Source organism: Rhizobium sp. SYY.PMSO, from assembly GCF_046840415.1.
In the GTDB taxonomy this organism is placed as follows: domain Bacteria; phylum Pseudomonadota; class Alphaproteobacteria; order Rhizobiales; family Rhizobiaceae; genus Rhizobium.
This window is the reverse complement of record NZ_CP177349.1, coordinates 1,094,475-1,110,414: the sequence shown is the minus strand read 5'-3', so window position 1 is coordinate 1,110,414 and position 15,940 is coordinate 1,094,475. Positions and strand designations below refer to the sequence as shown.

Below are 15,940 nucleotides of genomic sequence, written 5' to 3'. Positions count from 1 at the left end.
ACCGATTTTCGCAACTTATTGAAAAGGAATACGGATATGTCCTCCATTCTGCTTCTGACCTCCAGCCCGCGTCCGGACTCGCTCTCCACCAAGATCGCGACCGACCTCGCCGAGAAGATCAAGGCCAAAAACCCCGGCAAGACGCTCGTGCATCGCGACCTCGCCGCCGATGCGCTGCCGCATATCGATGGCCCCTTCACCGCCGCCATCCGCACGCCGGCCGATGCCCGCACGCCGGAGCAGCAGGAACTGGTCAAGGTTTCCGACGCGCTCGTCGACGAGCTGCTGGCCGCCGACACGCTGGTCATCGGCACCGGCCTCATCAACTTCAACATCTATTCGTCGCTGAAGACCTGGATCGACAATATCGCTCGCGCCGGCCGCACCTTCACCTACACGGAAACCGGCCCGAAGGGTCTGGCTACCGGCAAGAAGGCTTACATCGTGCTTGCATCGGGCGGCGTTTACTCCGAAGGCCCGGCCGCTCCCCTTAACCATGCCGTTCCCTATCTGAAGTCGGTTCTCGCCTTTATCGGCATCACCGACGTCGAGACCGTTTACATCGAAGGCCTCGCCTTCGGTCCGGAAGCCGCTGAAAAGGCAATCGGTGCCGCTCAGGCTCGCGCCTCCGAGCTGGCTCTGGCCGCTTAACCGACCGCATCCTTCAGACGCCGACAGGCGGCCGGCTTCCACCGGCCGCTTTTATTTTATCTGCGGCAACCCATTGATGAACTGTTTCGCGGTCTCCAGAATTTCACCGGAGAGAACCTCGTCATCCGCCACGCGCGCAAGGCCGAGCGCGCCGGTCATGAGACAGGAGGCGATAATTGCCTTCCGCCTCGCGTCCGCCGTTTCCGGCTGCGGCATGCTCGCCGTCATGGCGTCGAAGTTTCGGCGCAGCCCTTCCGTCGCGACGGCGCGGACCGCATCGCTGCCCCGCGCCATATCCGCCGTCAGCGCCGCATAGACGCAGCCCTCGCCGCAATGATCCCGGTGACGCTCGCTGAGGTAATTGTCGACATAATCGGCAAGCGGGACGCTTTCAGGATCGATCCCCTTGTCCTGCTGCCGCCGCCGCCATGATCCGATTGCGGCTTCCACCGCTTCCGCAACGAGCTCGTCTCGGGAGGCGAAGTGCTTGTAGAAGCCCCCGACGGTCAAGCCCGCTTCCTTCATCAGATCGGCAACGCCGATTCCCTCCAATCCCTCCTCGCGCAGACGCCTGGCGGCGAGTGTCACGATGCGCTCGTGCGTCTTCTGCTTTTCCAGTTGCGAGCGACCCATCGAAATTCCCTTCGTGTCCGGCTTGACAAAAAGGATTACGGTCATAATCCTAATAGATGACGATCATAATCCAGATCGCCGCAAAAGCCAACAGGAGCAAAGAACATGCGTCTCAGGAACAAGGTCGCCGTCATCACCGGCGGAAACAGCGGGATCGGGCTGGCCACGGCTCGCCTCTTCCTGGCCGAAGGTGCAAAGGTCGCCATCACCGGCCGCAACGCGAAGACGCTGGCTGCCGCAGCCGGGGAACTGGGTGGCGAGGTGCTGGCCTTGCAGGCGGATACGACTGATATCCCGGCCACGGAGAAGGCGTTTTCAGAGGCTGCGAACAAGCTTGGAAAGTTCGATATCGTCTTCGCCAATGCGGGCATTGCCGGCGAAACCGCGCTGGGGCAAACTACCCTCGAACAGTTCGAAACCATCGTGCGCATCAATTTCACCGGTGTCTTCTTCACCGTGCAGGCAGCTCTCCCGCATCTCAACGATGGCGGTTCGGTGATCCTGAACGGCTCGGTACATGCCGTCCTCGGCATCCCCGGCTATTCCGCCTATGCGGGCACGAAAGGCGCCGTTCGCGCCATGACCCGCAATCTCGCTTCCGAGCTTGCGCCCCGTGGCATCCGCGTCAACCAGGTTACGCCGGGCGCGACCAAGACGCCGATCTGGGATGCGCGTGCCGCCACGCCGGAAGCCCTGGACGCACTGCAGGCGCGCTTTGGCGGCATGAGCCCGCTCGGCCGCATGAGCGAGGCCGACGATATCGCCAAGGCCGCGCTTTACCTCGCTTCCGACGATTCAGCCAATGTCACTGCCATCGAAATCGCGGTCGACGGCGGCGCGGTCAACGCTCCTTCCGGCGCAAAGATGTTTCGCACCGTCTGAGCCGGCAGAAGCTGATTGTCTTGGATAGCTGTCGTTTTGTCGGGCCGCCTGATGCGGAAGCAGAGGGCGGCCTTCGCCGGGCAAAGCCCGAATTCCGATTGTCGCGACGGACAGGCTGCGATGCCCCCGCATCGGCGATGCGCTCTGCTGGTCTTTCGAAGGCCGGAAACCCGCCCGATATCAGACCTGGCGGGTCTTTTCACCGTCGCCGAACAGCGATGCGCCGTTCTGATCGATGATCTGCTGCGCCTTGCGGAAAGTGGACTCCACGGCATCGTCCGACGAGCTGAAAACATCGGCGCGGATGAAATTGCGCACCAGGATTTCGCCGTTCACATCCTTCTCGATCCGGCCCATGAGGCGGAACTGGTTGCCCTCGCGCTGCGGCGTCGCATAGATCGTGCAGCCGGCATGCGATTGCGGCTCGGCGCTAACCGTCGGACCGCCGGACTTTTCGGTGTCCGGCTGCGATGCGCCACCGGTGAAGATCGAGATGATATTTGAAAATAACGAAGCCATGGATCGCCTTTAGCATGAAGGTTGCGGGGCCGCAAAGTCAAATGATCAGGTTTGCCAGGATGTCGTTTTCCGTGATGTCCTCGTAGCCCATGCCGGAACTTTCGAAATTGGCGATAAGCTGCTTGAAATTATCGGGATTCTTCGTCTCGATACCGATAAGGATGGAGCCGAAATTGCGCGCGCTCTTCTTCAGGTACTCGAAACGGGCGATGTCGTCTTCCGGTCCGAGCATGTTGAGAAAATCCCTCAAGGCGCCGGGGCGCTGGGCAAGGCGCAGAATGAAGTATTTCTTCAATCCGGCATAGCGCATGGCGCGCTCCTTGACGTCGGGCAGGCGCTCGAAGTCGAAATTGCCGCCGGAGACGACGGCAACAATGGTCTTGCCGCGAATGCTGTCGCGATCCAGCTTTTCGAGCGCGGTGATCGCCAGTGCGCCCGCCGGCTCCAGCACGACGCCTTCGACATTCAGCATATCGGTGATGGTGACGCAGATGGCGTTTTCCTCGATCAGCGTCACCTGCTCGGCTGCAAAGCCTTTCAGCGCGGCGAAATTCAAGTCGCCGATACGGCCGACGGCGGCGCCATCGACGAAATTGTCAACCTTGGCAAGCGTGACCACCTGCCCCGCCTCGATGCTACGGCGCAGGCTCGGCGCTCCGGCCGGCTCGGCGAAAATGAAGGCATCACGGGCGAGCGTGCCGGCAAAATAGCCGGTGATGCCGGCAGCAAGGCCGCCGCCGCCGACGGGAAGGAGGATGCGGTCGGCGAGAGTGCCATCGGGCAATTGTTCCGCGATCTCGGCTGCGACGGTTGCCTGCCCTTCGATGATATCGACATGATCGAAAGGCGGCACCATGACGCCGTCGATGCGCTCCACATGCTCGCGGGCGGCCTGATAGCACTGATCGAAGAAATCGCCGAAGAGCTCGATGGTGATGAACTCACCGCCGAACATGCGGGTCTTGTCGATCTTCTGCTGCGGTGTCGTGACGGGCATATAGACCACGCCCGGCACGCCGAAATGCCGGCAGACGAAGGCGAAGCCCTGGGCATGATTGCCGGCGGAGGCGCAAACGAATGTCTTTTCGGTGCCGCCTTCGGCAATCACCTTGCGAAAGAAATTGAAGGCGCCGCGAATCTTGTAGGAACGGACCGGCGTCAGATCCTCGCGCTTCAGCCAGATGTCGGCGCCGTAGCGGGCGGACAGGTGCTCGTTAAGCTGCAACGGCGTCGGTGGAAAAAGGCCACGCATGGCCTCGGTTGCTTCGAGAACAGTCTGTTTGTCCACGGCTTATCCGTCCTTCTTCAATCCATCCCCGCTATGGCACAGGAAACATGACTAAAGAAAGCCTGTTTATCGCGCTTTCGGACCTGCAAGAGCGATATTGCCGCCACACGCGCGCAATTGACCATTTATGCCGCCGCCAGCCGAATTCCTCAAATCTGCGAGTTGACAGCAAAGCCCGCCCTGCGTCCAATATGACACAGCCATCATGACGATGGTTAGAGGCCCGCCCAACACCGATCCGTCGGCGCCGGCGGGCTTCGCCTGCCCGGACTGTCGCGATCAGCTCATATCGTCAACTCCGAACGGCGCTTTTGCAGACGGAAAGCCTGCTTCGCATCGCCGGGTTCCGGCCCCGCGAAGAAGGATGCTCATCCGCTTGCGGCCGAGCCTTGAAATTCGCCGGCCTCATGCGTTCGCTGCCGAAACTCGAACAGTTCCAGGCAAAGGCCATCGCCGCGCATGGCCTCGATCTCATGAAAATGCAGCATGTGGGCAAGCCGCGCCTGGATCCGGCTGTCGGGAGCAGACTAGGCGGCAACACGACCGGCAACCGCCCGTTTCCTGCGGAGCCGATGGTGCGGACGACGGGGGTCGAACCCGTACAGCCAAAGGCCGAGGGATTTTAAGTCCCTTGCGTCTACCAGTTTCGCCACGTCCGCATTGGGCGATTTCAATATCTTGCGTCGTCTGATTTGGAAAGCGTTGCGCAGCCGTTTTTTTGCGCCGCCGCGCAGGATTGTGGAATATGTGCCCCTACAGCCTCGACTTTCCCGACAAGCATGCACGCAACCCTGGCGAGCGCACGCCATCGGATACTTCATTCCCTCAAACGAAAAAGGCGCAGCTTTCGCCGCGCCTCCATTCCTGCGATATCGAAGATCGGTTCAAGCGCTGAGCTTGGCAGCGATCTTGGCAACGTGGGCGCCCTGGAACCTTGCCGCTTCCAGCTCGATTTCGGAAGGCTGGCGCGAGCCGTCGCCGTTGGTGATAGTGGAAGCGCCGTAGGGCGAGCCGCCCTTGACTTCTTCCGTGCCCATCTGCCCCTGGAAGGCATAGGGAAGGCCGACCACGGCCATGCCGTGGTGAAGCAGTGTCGGGATAAAGCCGAGGATGGTCGATTCCTGGCCGCCGTGCTGGGTCGCGGACGACGTGAAGACGGAGCCGACCTTGTCGATCAGCTTGCCATTGAACCAGAGACCGCCGGTCTGATCCCAGAAATTGCGCATCTGCGAGGCGACGGTGCCGAAGCGCGTGCCGGCGCCGACGATGATGGCGTCATATTCGGCCAGCTCGTCCGGCGTCGCGACGGCCGCTTCCTGGTCGAGCTTGAAGTGGGAGGCCTTTGCCACCTCTTCCGGAACGAGCTCCGGCACACGCTTGACGGTGACTTCGGCACCGGCGGACTTTGCGCCTTCCGCGACGGCATAGGCCATCCTCTCGATGTGACCGTAAGCGGAATAATAGAGAACCAGAACCTTAGCCATGAACGTCTCCCGTTTGTTGGACGCGTTGATTGTCGAGGCATGTTGTATCAGCGATACGACAGGGGCGCAGCCCCCAGCCTCAGAACGCACTGTTCATTCTGCGTAGACGAAAATCACTTGCAATAGATGCGAGGATCGGTGCGATGCGAAAACGAGCGTTTGCATTCGCCATAAACAGCGCTACCTATCTCAAACATTTTTGCGAACGCGCCGACGCGCATTTTCACGGATATCTTCATGCCAAACGAAACCATTGTCACAGCCGCCATGCTGGCCATCGGCGACGAATTGCTCTCGGGCCGCACCAAGGACAAGAATATCGGCCACCTCACCGACGTGCTGCTGCTGGCCGGCATCGACCTGAAGGAAGTTCGCATCGTCGCCGATGAGGAAGATGCCATCGTGTCGGCGCTGAACGCCTTGCGCGGCCAGTACGACTATGTCTTCACCTCAGGCGGCATTGGCCCGACCCATGACGACATCACCGCCGACGCCATCGCCAAGGCTTTCGGCGTGCCTTGCGAGCATGATGCGGAGGCGATGCGGCTGATGGGCGACATGTATGCCCGTCGCGAAATGGAATTCACCGAAGCGCGCCAGCGCATGGCCCGCATGCCGGTCGGATCGAAGCATATCGTCAATCCTGTCTCGACCGCTCCCGGCTTCAACATCGGCAACGTCTATGTGATGGCCGGTGTGCCGCAGGTTTTCCAGGCGATGCTCGACAACGTCATACCGACCCTCAAAACCGGCGCGCGCGTATTGTCGACCGCCATTTCCTGCCCCTATGGCGAGGGCGAGATCGGCACGCCGCTCGGCCTCATCCAGAAGGCGCATCCCGATACCAGCATCGGCTCCTACCCGCGCTATGTCGGCCAGTTCTTCTCGACGGAAATCGTCGTGAGGGGACGCTCGGCAGAGCTGGTTGAAAATGTCGCAGCGGAAGTGCGCGCCATGATCGAAACCATTCGACAGTCGAAAGCCAAGGAAAATCAGTCGGCTGAGGCGTGATACTCAACAAATAAATGCATTTCGCGACGGAACCGGAAGCGCTTCGGACGCATTAATTTATCGCGGAATGCAGATATAATGAGCAGATCCAACCCCTCCGCATGGGAGATCAAGTCATGTCCTACAAGACCATATTGGCCGTCCTCGACAATCCCGACAACACGCGCATCGCCGCCGATTTCGCGGCAGCGCTGGCGAAGGAGCATGGCGCCTACATTGTCGGCCTGCATGCGGAAGTCGTCTCAACCGTGCCGCTGGTGGCGCCGATGGAAATTCCCGACCCCGTCGCGGTCCAGGCTCTGCAGGATGTCGCCCATAATCAGGCTCTCGAAATCGAACGGCTGTTCCGCACCAGGATGGAAAGCGCCGGCCTCGACTACGAATGGCACAGCTTTGCCAGCACCGTCGGCTACGGAACGGAACCGCTGATCGAAAGCGCCCGCAGCGCCGACCTGCTGGTTGCCGTGCAGCCGGACCCGTCGAAATACGCGGACACTCAGGTCGATGTCGAAACGTTCCTGTTCGACAGCGGCCGCCCCGTTCTGCTCATTCCTTATATTCTAAAGGAACCGAAGCCCGTTCGCCGCGTGCTGATCGCCTGGAACGGCTCCAAGGAGGTGGCTCGGGCCACCTTCGATGCGCTGCCTTTCCTCAAGGCGGCCGATTCCGTCGAAATCCTTTCGGTCAGCACGTCCGAAAAGGACCCTCACCCGTCCCAGGAAACCGGCGTCCAGATTGCCGCGGCGCTGACACGCCATGGCATTCGCGCCAAGTTCGAGACGGCGGCCTGCACCGGCAAGTCGACGCCGTCGCAGGTCATCGAAAACCGTCTTGCCGACAACAGCATCGACCTTCTGGTCATGGGTGCCTATACGCATTCCTGGCTGTGGCAGATGATCTTCGGCGGTACGACGCGCACATTGCTGCAGTCCATGACCGCCATGACGCTTCTGGCGCGCTGAGCGGCGTGAACGGCGAATCACGCAGTTGCCGATGCCGATGTGCATCGGGAGCTGCGTTGCGGCTATTGCCTTTTGCCGGTAAATCCAGCAGAAAGCAGCGACCGATGACAGAATTCCCGCCTGGGAACCGTTCGCGCGGTCGAAGGAGCATGATCCCGAAAGGCTTACCGCTTTTCCCCGGATGAGATCCTGTTCAAGCAGACAGCCAGCGAATCGCGTTCCGGACCCGGATCCCGACTTGGATCAAGGTTCGCGCCCGTTGCGGGGTCTGCTGAGGGTCGCCGGTGCTGCCGGTGCGTCATTATTCCATGCCCCGGAGCTTCTGCCATGTCCCTGCCCGATAAAGCCTTTCCCGTATCCTGGGATCAGTTCCATCGCGACGCGCGCGCGCTTGCCTGGCGGCTTGCCGGCCTCAACCGCGAATTCAAGGCGATCGTCTGTATTACCCGCGGCGGCCTCGTGCCGGCCGCCATCATCTCGCGCGAACTCAATATCCGCATGATCGATACGGTCTGCATCGCTTCCTATCACGATTATTCCAGTCAGGGCGAAATGAACCTGCTCAAGGGCATCACGCCGGAACTGATGACCGACGGCGGCGAAGGTGTGCTCGTCGTCGACGACCTCACGGATACCGGCAAAACGGCTCTCGAAGTTCGCGCAATGCTGCCGAAGGCGCATTTCGCCTGCGTCTATGCCAAGCCGACGGGTGTGCCGACCATCGACACCTTCATCACCGAAGTCAGCCAGGACACCTGGATCTACTTCCCCTGGGACATGGGCTTCACCTATCAGGAGCCGATCGCGAAGGGTCCTCGCGGCTGATTGCAAGAACCGGCAGCGCGAATCACTTGCGATTCCGGCCCGCTTGCGGAAACCAAATCCAAATGACGGTAATAGAGGTGGGCGCTGCGGCGCCCACTATATTTAGTGGGGGTCGTTTCTCCCGGAATGCGCGGGATTCAAGGGCTTCCGCGCGAATCATGATGCGCCACGGCACGATTTTGCCGCGCTGCCAATGGCATGGGGGCCACGGTCACAATTTTGTCGCTTTTGACGCCGGCCGGGATGCCGCTCTTTCCATTCGCGGTCGTGCAGAGGGCGAGCGTTGCCCCTCAAGTCGTTGAATCTTCTGCTCTACTGATATTTCCCCAGTTTCCACAGCTAAGCCCACAAGATATTGTGGTTAACAATCCATGCCAAACCACCCCTTGACGGAATCGGGTCTTTCAAAGTTAATGGACGACGTTGCGGCGGCGACTGAACCAGACGGATTTACGAGGACTGGTTCTCAATTCGAAATCGGATTTGGATTCAGGGCGATTCACCCTTGCCGGTGACTGCCCGGAAGGTTTTTGTGCCGAAATCGAAGCTGCCGAAAAAACATGTGCGGGGACTGGCGGCAATAAGCTGTTAATACTATATTTAGCGTTTGCAGCCACCATCACCACAAGATACAGGAAGACATCTCCGGGTGAAACCTCCTGTCAGAGAGCGGATTGAAAGCTGGCTGCGCGTTGAACTCGCGATGCCGGAATGAGAATTTTTGCGCCCTGTTTTCATGCGGGCGCGCACCAACGAATGAGGATCGGGACCATGCGCATCGAACGTCGTTTTACGAAGGCCGGCCAGTCACCCTATGCGGACATCGAGTTCCGCAAGGCGACCAGCGAGATCAAGAACCCTGACGGGTCGATCGTCTTCCGCCTTGAAAACATCGATGTGCCGGCACAGTTCTCGCAGGTTGCCGCCGACATTCTGGCGCAGAAGTATTTCCGCAAGGCCGGCGTGCCCGCCAAGCTCAAGAAGGTCGAGGAAAACGACGTTCCTTCCTTCCTGTGGCGCTCCGTTCCCGACGATGCCGCCATGAAGGACCTGCCAAAGGAACAGCAGAGCGGCTCCGAAACCGATGCGCGCCAGGTCTTCGACCGCCTCGCCGGCACCTGGACCTATTGGGGCTGGAAGGGCGGCTACTTCTCCTCCGAGGAAGACGCCTCCGCCTTCTGCGACGAACTCTCCTATATGCTTGCCACCCAGCGCGTCGCTCCGAACTCGCCGCAGTGGTTCAATACCGGCATGCATTGGGCCTACGGCATCGACGGCCCCGGCCAGGGCCACTATTACGTCGATCCGTTCACCGGCAAGCTCACCAAGTCCAAGTCGGCCTATGAGCATCCGCAGCCGCATGCCTGCTTCATCCAGTCGGTCGAGGACGATCTCGTCAACGAGGGCGGCATCATGGACCTTTGGGTTCGCGAGGCCCGCCTGTTCAAATACGGCTCGGGCACCGGCTCGAACTTCTCGATGCTGCGCGCGGAGGGCGAAAGGCTCTCCGGCGGCGGCCGCTCCTCCGGCCTGATGAGCTTCCTGAAGATCGGCGACCGCGCCGCCGGCGCCATCAAGTCGGGCGGCACGACGCGCCGTGCCGCCAAGATGGTCGTTGTCGATATCGACCATCCGGATATCGAGGAATACATCAACTGGAAGGTCAAGGAAGAACAGAAGGTTGCTGCCCTCGTCACCGGTTCGAAGATCGTCGCCAAGCATCTGAAGGCGATCATGAAGGCGACGGTCAATTGCGAAGGCGACAATGACGATTGCTTCGACCCGGCCAAGAACCCTGCCCTGAAGCGCGAGATCCGCGCCGCCAAGAAGGACCAGGTTCCGGAAAACTACGTCCAGCGCGTCATCCAGTTCGCCCGTCAGGGCTACAAGGATCTGGAATTCAAGACCTACGACACGGACTGGGATTCGGAAGCCTATCTCACCGTATCGGGCCAGAACTCGAACAATTCCGTCTCGATCAAGGACGACTTCCTGCGCGCCGTCGAGAACGATGGCGAGTGGAACCTGACCGCCCGCAAGGACGGCAAGACCGTCAAGACGCTGAAGGCTCGCGACCTGTGGGAATCCATTTCCTACGCCGCCTGGGCATCGGCCGATCCGGGCCTGCACTTCAACACGACGATGAACGACTGGCACACCAGCCCGGCCGCCGGCCCGATCCGCGCATCCAATCCGTGCTCGGAATACATGTTCCTCGACGACACGGCCTGCAACCTCGCATCGCTGAACCTGATGACCTTCAAGGATGCGGCGACGAAGCGCATCAACATCGCCGACTACGAGCACGCCGTTCGCCTCTGGACCGTCGTGCTCGAAGTCTCCGTGATGATGGCGCAGTTCCCCTCGCGCCGCATCGCCGAGCTTTCCTACGAATACCGCACGCTCGGCCTCGGCTATGCCAATATCGGCGGCCTGCTGATGTCGTCGGGCATTCCCTATGACAGCGACGAAGCCCGCGCCATTGCCGGCTCACTGACCGCGATCATGACCGGCGTCGCCTATGCGACCTCGGCCGAAATGGCCTCCGAACTCGGGACCTTCCCGATGTTCAAGCCGAACCGCGAGAACATGCTGCGCGTCATCCGCAACCATCGCCGCGCCGCTTACGGCGAGACCTCGGGCTATGAGAGCCTGTCGGTCAATCCGGTGGCGCTGATCCACTCCGACAACCCGGACCAGGATCTCGTCGCCCATGCCAAGGCCGCATGGGACAAGGCGCTGGAGCTCGGCGAAAAGCACGGCTACCGCAACGCCCAGGCGACCGTTATCGCGCCGACCGGCACGATCGGCCTTGTCATGGATTGCGACACGACCGGCATCGAGCCGGACTTCGCCCTGGTGAAGTTCAAGAAGCTTGCCGGCGGCGGCTACTTCAAGATCATCAACCGCGCCGTTCCGGAAGCGCTGCGCACGCTCGGCTACTCCGAAAGCCAGATCGCCGAGATCGAGGCTTACGCCGTCGGCCATGGCAACCTGAACCAGGCACCGGCCATCAACCCGTCGACGCTGAAGGCCAAGGGCTTTACAGCCGAGAAGGTCGATGCCGTCAACGCCGCTCTCAAGAGCGCCTTCGACATCAAGTTCGTCTTCAACCAGTGGACGCTCGGCGCCGACTTCCTGAAGGGCACGCTGAAGGTTTCCGACGAGCAGATGGCCGATATGAGCTTCAACCTGCTCGACCATCTCGGCTTCTCGAAGAAGGACATCGAGGCTGCGAACATCCACGTTTGCGGTGCCATGACGCTGGAAGGCGCTCCGTTCCTCAAGAACGAGCACCTCGCCGTCTTCGATTGCGCCAATCCCTGCGGCAAGATCGGCAAGCGCTACCTTTCGGTCGAAAGCCATATCCGCATGATGGCGGCCGCCCAGCCCTTCATCTCGGGTGCCATCTCCAAGACGATCAACATGGCCAACGAAGCAACCGTCGAGGATTGCAAGAACGCCTACATGCTGTCCTGGAAGCTCGGCCTGAAGGCGAACGCTCTCTACCGCGACGGCTCCAAGCTCAGCCAGCCGCTGAACGCTTCGCTGATCGAAGACGATAGCGACGAGGATGCGTTGGAAGAATTCCTGCAGGCCCCTGCTGCCGCGCAGGCCGTGACCATTACCGAAAAGATCGTCGAGCGTGTGATCGAGAAAGTCATACGTACGCAGGAAAAGCTGCCGAGCCGCCGCAAGGGTTACACCCAGAAGGCCAAGATCGGCGGACACACCATCTTCCTGCGCACCGGCGAATATGACGACGGCCGTCTCGGCGAAATCTTCCTGGACATGAACAAGGAAGGCTCGGCCCTGCGCGCCTTCATCAACAACTTCGCGATTTCCGTCTCGCTCGGCCTGCAATATGGCGTGCCGCTCGAGGAATATGTCGACGCCTTCACCTTCACCAAGTTCGAGCCGGCCGGCATCGTGACGGGCAATGACGCGATCAAGAACGCCACGTCGATCCTCGACTACGTGTTCCGTGAACTGGCGATCTCCTACCTTGGCCGCCACGATCTCGCTCACGTCGACACCTCCGACTTCAGCAACACGGCGCTCGGCCGCGGCGTTTCCGAAGGCAAGGCGGATGTCGTTTCCAAGGGCCTGACCCGCGGCTACAAGCCGACGCTGGTTCCGACATCGGGCGAGCGTCCGGCAGCCGAGGCCAAAGGGTCCGCAACCGCCGCCCCGGCCCGCGCCGCCTCGCTCGGCACCGTGACCGCCTTCGCGGGCAACACCGTCCGCAAGCTGGAACCCGCCGGTGCCGTCGCCACCTCGGAAGTCGTCGCCTTCAAGCGCGACTATGAGGAACGCGCGAAGGAACTGGCGGAAGAGATCGCCGAGGAGCTGGCAAGCGAAACCAGCGAATCCTCAACCGGCCTCTTCACCGACAAGGCGGCAAGCGACGCGGCAACGGCGAAAACGGAAGCCAAGAAACTGGAATCCGAACGCCGCGCACGCTCCATCATGCAGGGCTACACCGGCAACATGTGCACGGAATGCCAGAACTTCACGATGGTCCGCAACGGCACTTGCGAGAAGTGCGACACTTGCGGCGCAACGAGCGGCTGCAGCTGAGCTGCCGACCTGAGCGCGATTGAAAACTAGATATTGAAAGGCCCGGACGTTGTCGCTTCCGGGCCTTTCCGTTTGACCGGGCTCGTCTTGCCAAGGATCGTCCGTCGGAATGGAGGCTACTGCGACGTACCCGCGCTTCGCGTGGTCCCGCCGATAACCCGGCAGGAATTCGGCACCGGCCGATCGAACAGCACTGCGATGCTGCAATCCGACGTGAACATCGCTTCGTCGTCATGCCCGACGCCGGGCACCTTGACCACTTTCTGGTTGAGATCGACCGGATGCCGCTTTTTCATGTAGTCGAAATAGGTCAGCCCGCGCGCCAGGCGGTAAGGGCCCTGCGCCATGGCGGCGCAGGAGCGATCGATGAAATGGGTGTAGGGGTTGGTGTCCGCCTCCCCCAGCAAATAGACGACATCGCGCCGGGCATATCTGGTTTCGAGAAGCTTTGGGTCTTGCGAGCTTACGTATGGCGGTGCGGAGGCCAGACCATATCGCCATCGTGCGGCGTGAGGACAGGCTGCTGTCGATTGATCCGCCAGCAAAGCCGGACGGTCATTGTCGAAATAGAGATAGCTCGACGGATTGGCGACGAGATAGCGAACGGAGATGCCGTCATTGGCCAGGTCTTCCGCCTCGCGTCCGACCACCGCGTAACGCTGCACGAGCTGAGCCCCTGCCGAATGGCCCATGACGACGATGGTCTTCAGTGAAGGATACAGGCGACGATCGGCAAAATGCCGCAGCAGGGCATCGAGCGCGGAAAAGGAGCTGACCGGCGCGGGCTGACGGGCGGCATCTCCGCCTTTCCAGCCGTTCTGCGTCCAGGCCAGGGTTTGCGCGGACAGCGAGAAGGCCCGGACATCCGGCCTGATCAGGAACTGCGGCGCGACCACCATCGTCCCCTTTGCAAGATCGCCTGCCTTTGCCAGCAGCGTTTCTCCGGTCGCATAATAGGCATCGGCATTTCGAAGTGTGCCGTGGACGATGACCAGCACCTTCGTCACACCGGGTGCGACGGCATCGATTGCGTGGTCCGCATAAACGGGCAGTTCGCCCTTTCCCTCCGGCGTCTCGATGAGCAACCGTTGATCCGCGACGCGCTTGACCGGTTCGCGAAGCCGCTCATGCTCGGAAGCTGCATGCGCGAAGCCGGCTTCACCCGACAGGCCGGTCGCGAGCAATGTCGCTCCCAATAATCCGGCACAGATCCCATTCCCAATGCTTCGCAAAAACTTCATTGGCAAAACCCGATCCCGGCAGGCGATAGTCATTGCGTGTCCCGTATGGCTTCAACGCGCGAGCGAAGGAAAATCCGTCGCGCCGTCGAAAATTTTCCTGCCGCTTAGGATGAGGTCGTCGCAATGCCAGCCGTGGAAGCAGGCCCTTAAAGCAGCATCCTTTGCCCGAAAAGCTGCGACAGAGCGGATAACTCATGGCATAAGGTGCCCAAACTTTCCTCGGACTTCGCGTTAGACATGATTCGTATCGAGAATATCAGCAAGCAGAACAGCCATCGCATCCTCTTCATCGAGGCTTCCGCAGCTCTCAACAGGGGCGAGAGCGTCGGTCTCGTCGGCCCGAACGGCGCGGGCAAGACGACGCTTTTCCGCATGATCACCGGACAGGAGCTGCCCGACGAGGGACAGGTTTCCGTCGATAAAGGCGTGACCATCGGCTATTTCAGCCAGGATGTCGGCGACATGGAAGGCCGGAGCGCCGTCTCGGAAGTGATGGAAGGCGCCGGCCCTGTCAGCGTCGTTGCTGCCGAACTGCGCGAACTGGAAGCCGCCATGAGCGATCCTGACCAGGCCGACAGGATGGACGAGATCATCGAACGGTATGGCGAGGTGCAGGCACGCTACGAGGAGCTGGACGGCTATGCGCTGGAGGGCCGCGCCCGCGAAGTGCTGGCGGGCCTGAGCTTCAGTCAGGAAATGATGGACGGCGATGTCGGAGCGCTGTCGGGCGGCTGGAAGATGCGCGTGGCGCTTGCCCGCATCCTATTGATGCGCCCCGATGTCATGCTGCTCGACGAACCGAGCAACCATCTCGACCTCGAAAGCCTCATCTGGCTCGAACAATTCCTGAAGGGTTATGAAGGCGCGCTGCTGATGACCTCGCACGATCGCGAGTTCATGAACCGCATCGTCACCAAGATCATCGAAATCGATGCCGGCAGCCTGAACAGCTATTCGGGCGACTATGAGTTCTACGAGCAGCAGCGCGCGCAGAACGAGAAGCAGCAGCAGGCGCAATTCGAGCGCCAGCAGGCCATGCTCGCCAAGGAGATCAAGTTCATCGAGCGCTTCAAGGCCCGCGCCTCGCATGCTTCGCAGGTGCAGAGCCGCGTCAAGAAGCTGGAAAAGATCGATCGCGTCGAGCCGCCGAAGCGCCGCCAGACAGTCGCCTTCGAATTCCAGCCGGCGCCGCGCTCGGGCGAAGACGTGGTCGTCCTGAAGAACGTTCACAAGGGCTATGGCAACCGCAGCATCTACGAAGGGCTGGATTTCATGGTGCGGCGGCGGGAGCGCTGGTGCATCATGGGCATCAACGGCGCTGGCAAATCCACGCTTTTGAAGCTGGTCGCGGGCTCGACACAGCCGGACGACGGCAGCGTCGCGCTCGGTGCCAGCGTCAAGATGGGCTATTTCGCCCAGCATGCCATGGATCTGCTTGACGGAGAGCGCACCATTTTCGAAACGCTGGAGCATGAATTCCCGCAGGCCGGGCAAGGCTCGCTGCGGGCGCTCGCCGGCTGCTTCGGCTTTTCCGGCGACGACGTGGAGAAGAGATGCCGCGTGCTGTCGGGCGGCGAGAAGGCTCGGCTCGTCATGGCGATCATGCTCTTCGATCCGCCGAACCTGCTGGTACTGGACGAGCCGACGAACCATCTCGATCTCGATACGAAGGAGATGCTGATCCAGGCGCTGTCGCAATATGAGGGCACGATGCTGTTCGTCTCGCACGACCGGCATTTCCTCGCGGCACTCTCCAACCGCGTGCTGGAGCTGACGGCGGAAGGTATCCATCAGTACACCGGCGGCTACACCGAATATGTCGAACGCACCGGCTACGAGGCCCCCGGCCTCAGAAGCTGACGG

General features: G+C 61.0%; 12 protein-coding genes and 1 tRNA gene. 7 read left to right on the top strand and 6 right to left on the bottom strand.

The features are described 5' to 3' along the window. Positions 1–36: 36 nt before the first annotated feature. A complete protein-coding gene (locus ACJJVH_RS05375; RefSeq protein ID WP_113372539.1) occupies positions 37–651 on the top strand; it encodes an FMN-dependent NADH-azoreductase in 615 nt (204 codons plus the stop codon). Positions 652–702: 51 nt separating this feature from the next. Here the strand turns inward: ACJJVH_RS05375 and ACJJVH_RS05370 are convergent, their stop codons facing one another. Continuing rightward, positions 703–1,284, bottom strand: coding sequence for a TetR/AcrR family transcriptional regulator (locus ACJJVH_RS05370; protein ID WP_412064865.1), 582 nt, complete (start codon positions 1,282–1,284; stop codon positions 703–705). A gap of 105 nt (positions 1,285–1,389) precedes the next feature. On the opposite strand from ACJJVH_RS05370, the gene ACJJVH_RS05365 reads away from it, so the two are divergent. After that, a complete protein-coding gene (locus tag ACJJVH_RS05365) occupies positions 1,390–2,166 on the top strand; it encodes an SDR family NAD(P)-dependent oxidoreductase (protein ID WP_412064864.1) in 777 nt (258 codons plus the stop codon). Between the two features lie 180 nt (positions 2,167–2,346). On the opposite strand, the gene ACJJVH_RS05360 is transcribed toward ACJJVH_RS05365, so the two are convergent. From ACJJVH_RS05360 to wrbA, 4 genes are all read right to left on the bottom strand, one after another. Further along, positions 2,347–2,685: an HlyU family transcriptional regulator gene (locus ACJJVH_RS05360; protein ID WP_112795669.1), complete on the bottom strand. Its 339-nt coding sequence runs from the start codon at positions 2,683–2,685 to the stop codon at positions 2,347–2,349. Positions 2,686–2,722: 37 nt separating this feature from the next. Further along, positions 2,723–3,937 carry a threonine ammonia-lyase gene (gene ilvA, locus ACJJVH_RS05355; protein ID WP_412065135.1) on the bottom strand — a complete coding sequence of 405 codons (1,215 nt, stop codon included), beginning with the start codon at positions 3,935–3,937 and terminating at the stop codon, positions 2,723–2,725. Positions 3,938–4,546: 609 nt separating this feature from the next. After that, positions 4,547–4,632: transfer RNA gene (locus ACJJVH_RS05350), tRNA-Leu, on the bottom strand. Positions 4,633–4,857: 225 nt separating this feature from the next. Further along, complete coding sequence (wrbA, locus tag ACJJVH_RS05345; RefSeq protein WP_412064863.1) at positions 4,858–5,457, bottom strand: NAD(P)H:quinone oxidoreductase type IV; 600 nt, start codon at positions 5,455–5,457, stop codon at positions 4,858–4,860. Positions 5,458–5,694: 237 nt separating this feature from the next. On the opposite strand from wrbA, the gene ACJJVH_RS05340 reads away from it, so the two are divergent. The 4 genes from ACJJVH_RS05340 to ACJJVH_RS05325 all read left to right on the top strand — a co-directional run bounded on the left by ACJJVH_RS05340 (position 5,695) and on the right by ACJJVH_RS05325 (position 12,836). Then, the gene (locus tag ACJJVH_RS05340) at positions 5,695–6,468 is read left to right on the top strand and encodes a competence/damage-inducible protein A (RefSeq protein WP_412064862.1); all 774 of its coding nucleotides are present in this window, start codon (positions 5,695–5,697) and stop codon (positions 6,466–6,468) included. Positions 6,469–6,584: 116 nt separating this feature from the next. Continuing rightward, on the top strand, positions 6,585–7,430 hold the full coding sequence (locus tag ACJJVH_RS05335; RefSeq protein ID WP_112795675.1) for a universal stress protein: 846 nt from the start codon (positions 6,585–6,587) through the stop codon (positions 7,428–7,430). Between the two features lie 327 nt (positions 7,431–7,757). Further along, positions 7,758–8,255: a xanthine phosphoribosyltransferase gene (gpt, locus tag ACJJVH_RS05330; RefSeq protein WP_112795676.1), complete on the top strand. Its 498-nt coding sequence runs from the start codon at positions 7,758–7,760 to the stop codon at positions 8,253–8,255. A 771-nt stretch (positions 8,256–9,026) separates the two neighbouring features. Continuing rightward, positions 9,027–12,836, top strand: coding sequence for a vitamin B12-dependent ribonucleotide reductase (locus ACJJVH_RS05325; protein ID WP_113357911.1), 3,810 nt, complete (start codon positions 9,027–9,029; stop codon positions 12,834–12,836). Between the two features lie 116 nt (positions 12,837–12,952). Here the strand turns inward: ACJJVH_RS05325 and ACJJVH_RS05320 are convergent, their stop codons facing one another. Further along, the gene (locus ACJJVH_RS05320) at positions 12,953–14,020 is read right to left on the bottom strand and encodes an alpha/beta fold hydrolase (protein WP_412064861.1); all 1,068 of its coding nucleotides are present in this window, start codon (positions 14,018–14,020) and stop codon (positions 12,953–12,955) included. 294 nt (positions 14,021–14,314) lie between these two features. Here ACJJVH_RS05320 and ACJJVH_RS05315 point away from each other — a divergent pair, with 294 nt between their 5' ends. Then, positions 14,315–15,937: an ABC-F family ATP-binding cassette domain-containing protein gene (locus tag ACJJVH_RS05315; protein WP_112795680.1), complete on the top strand. Its 1,623-nt coding sequence runs from the start codon at positions 14,315–14,317 to the stop codon at positions 15,935–15,937. The last annotated feature ends 3 nt before the right edge of the window (positions 15,938–15,940 follow it).

Bases quoted from the DNA above. Each gene is read 5' to 3' on its own strand.
- ACJJVH_RS05325 (WP_113357911.1), top strand. From the start codon at position 9,027: ATGCGCATCGAACGTCGTTTTACGAAGGCCGGCCAGTCACCCTATGCG.
- wrbA (WP_412064863.1), bottom strand. From the start codon at position 5,457: ATGGCTAAGGTTCTGGTTCTCTATTATTCCGCTTACGGTCACATCGAG.
- ACJJVH_RS05365 (WP_412064864.1), top strand. From the start codon at position 1,390: ATGCGTCTCAGGAACAAGGTCGCCGTCATCACCGGCGGAAACAGCGGG.
- ACJJVH_RS05370 (WP_412064865.1), bottom strand. From the start codon at position 1,284: ATGGGTCGCTCGCAACTGGAAAAGCAGAAGACGCACGAGCGCATCGTG.
- ACJJVH_RS05335 (WP_112795675.1), top strand. From the start codon at position 6,585: ATGTCCTACAAGACCATATTGGCCGTCCTCGACAATCCCGACAACACG.
- ACJJVH_RS05340 (WP_412064862.1), top strand. From the start codon at position 5,695: ATGCCAAACGAAACCATTGTCACAGCCGCCATGCTGGCCATCGGCGAC.
- gpt (WP_112795676.1), top strand. From the start codon at position 7,758: ATGTCCCTGCCCGATAAAGCCTTTCCCGTATCCTGGGATCAGTTCCAT.
- ACJJVH_RS05360 (WP_112795669.1), bottom strand. From the start codon at position 2,685: ATGGCTTCGTTATTTTCAAATATCATCTCGATCTTCACCGGTGGCGCA.
- ilvA (WP_412065135.1), bottom strand. From the start codon at position 3,937: ATGCGTGGCCTTTTTCCACCGACGCCGTTGCAGCTTAACGAGCACCTG.
- ACJJVH_RS05375 (WP_113372539.1), top strand. From the start codon at position 37: ATGTCCTCCATTCTGCTTCTGACCTCCAGCCCGCGTCCGGACTCGCTC.
- ACJJVH_RS05315 (WP_112795680.1), top strand. From the start codon at position 14,315: ATGATTCGTATCGAGAATATCAGCAAGCAGAACAGCCATCGCATCCTC.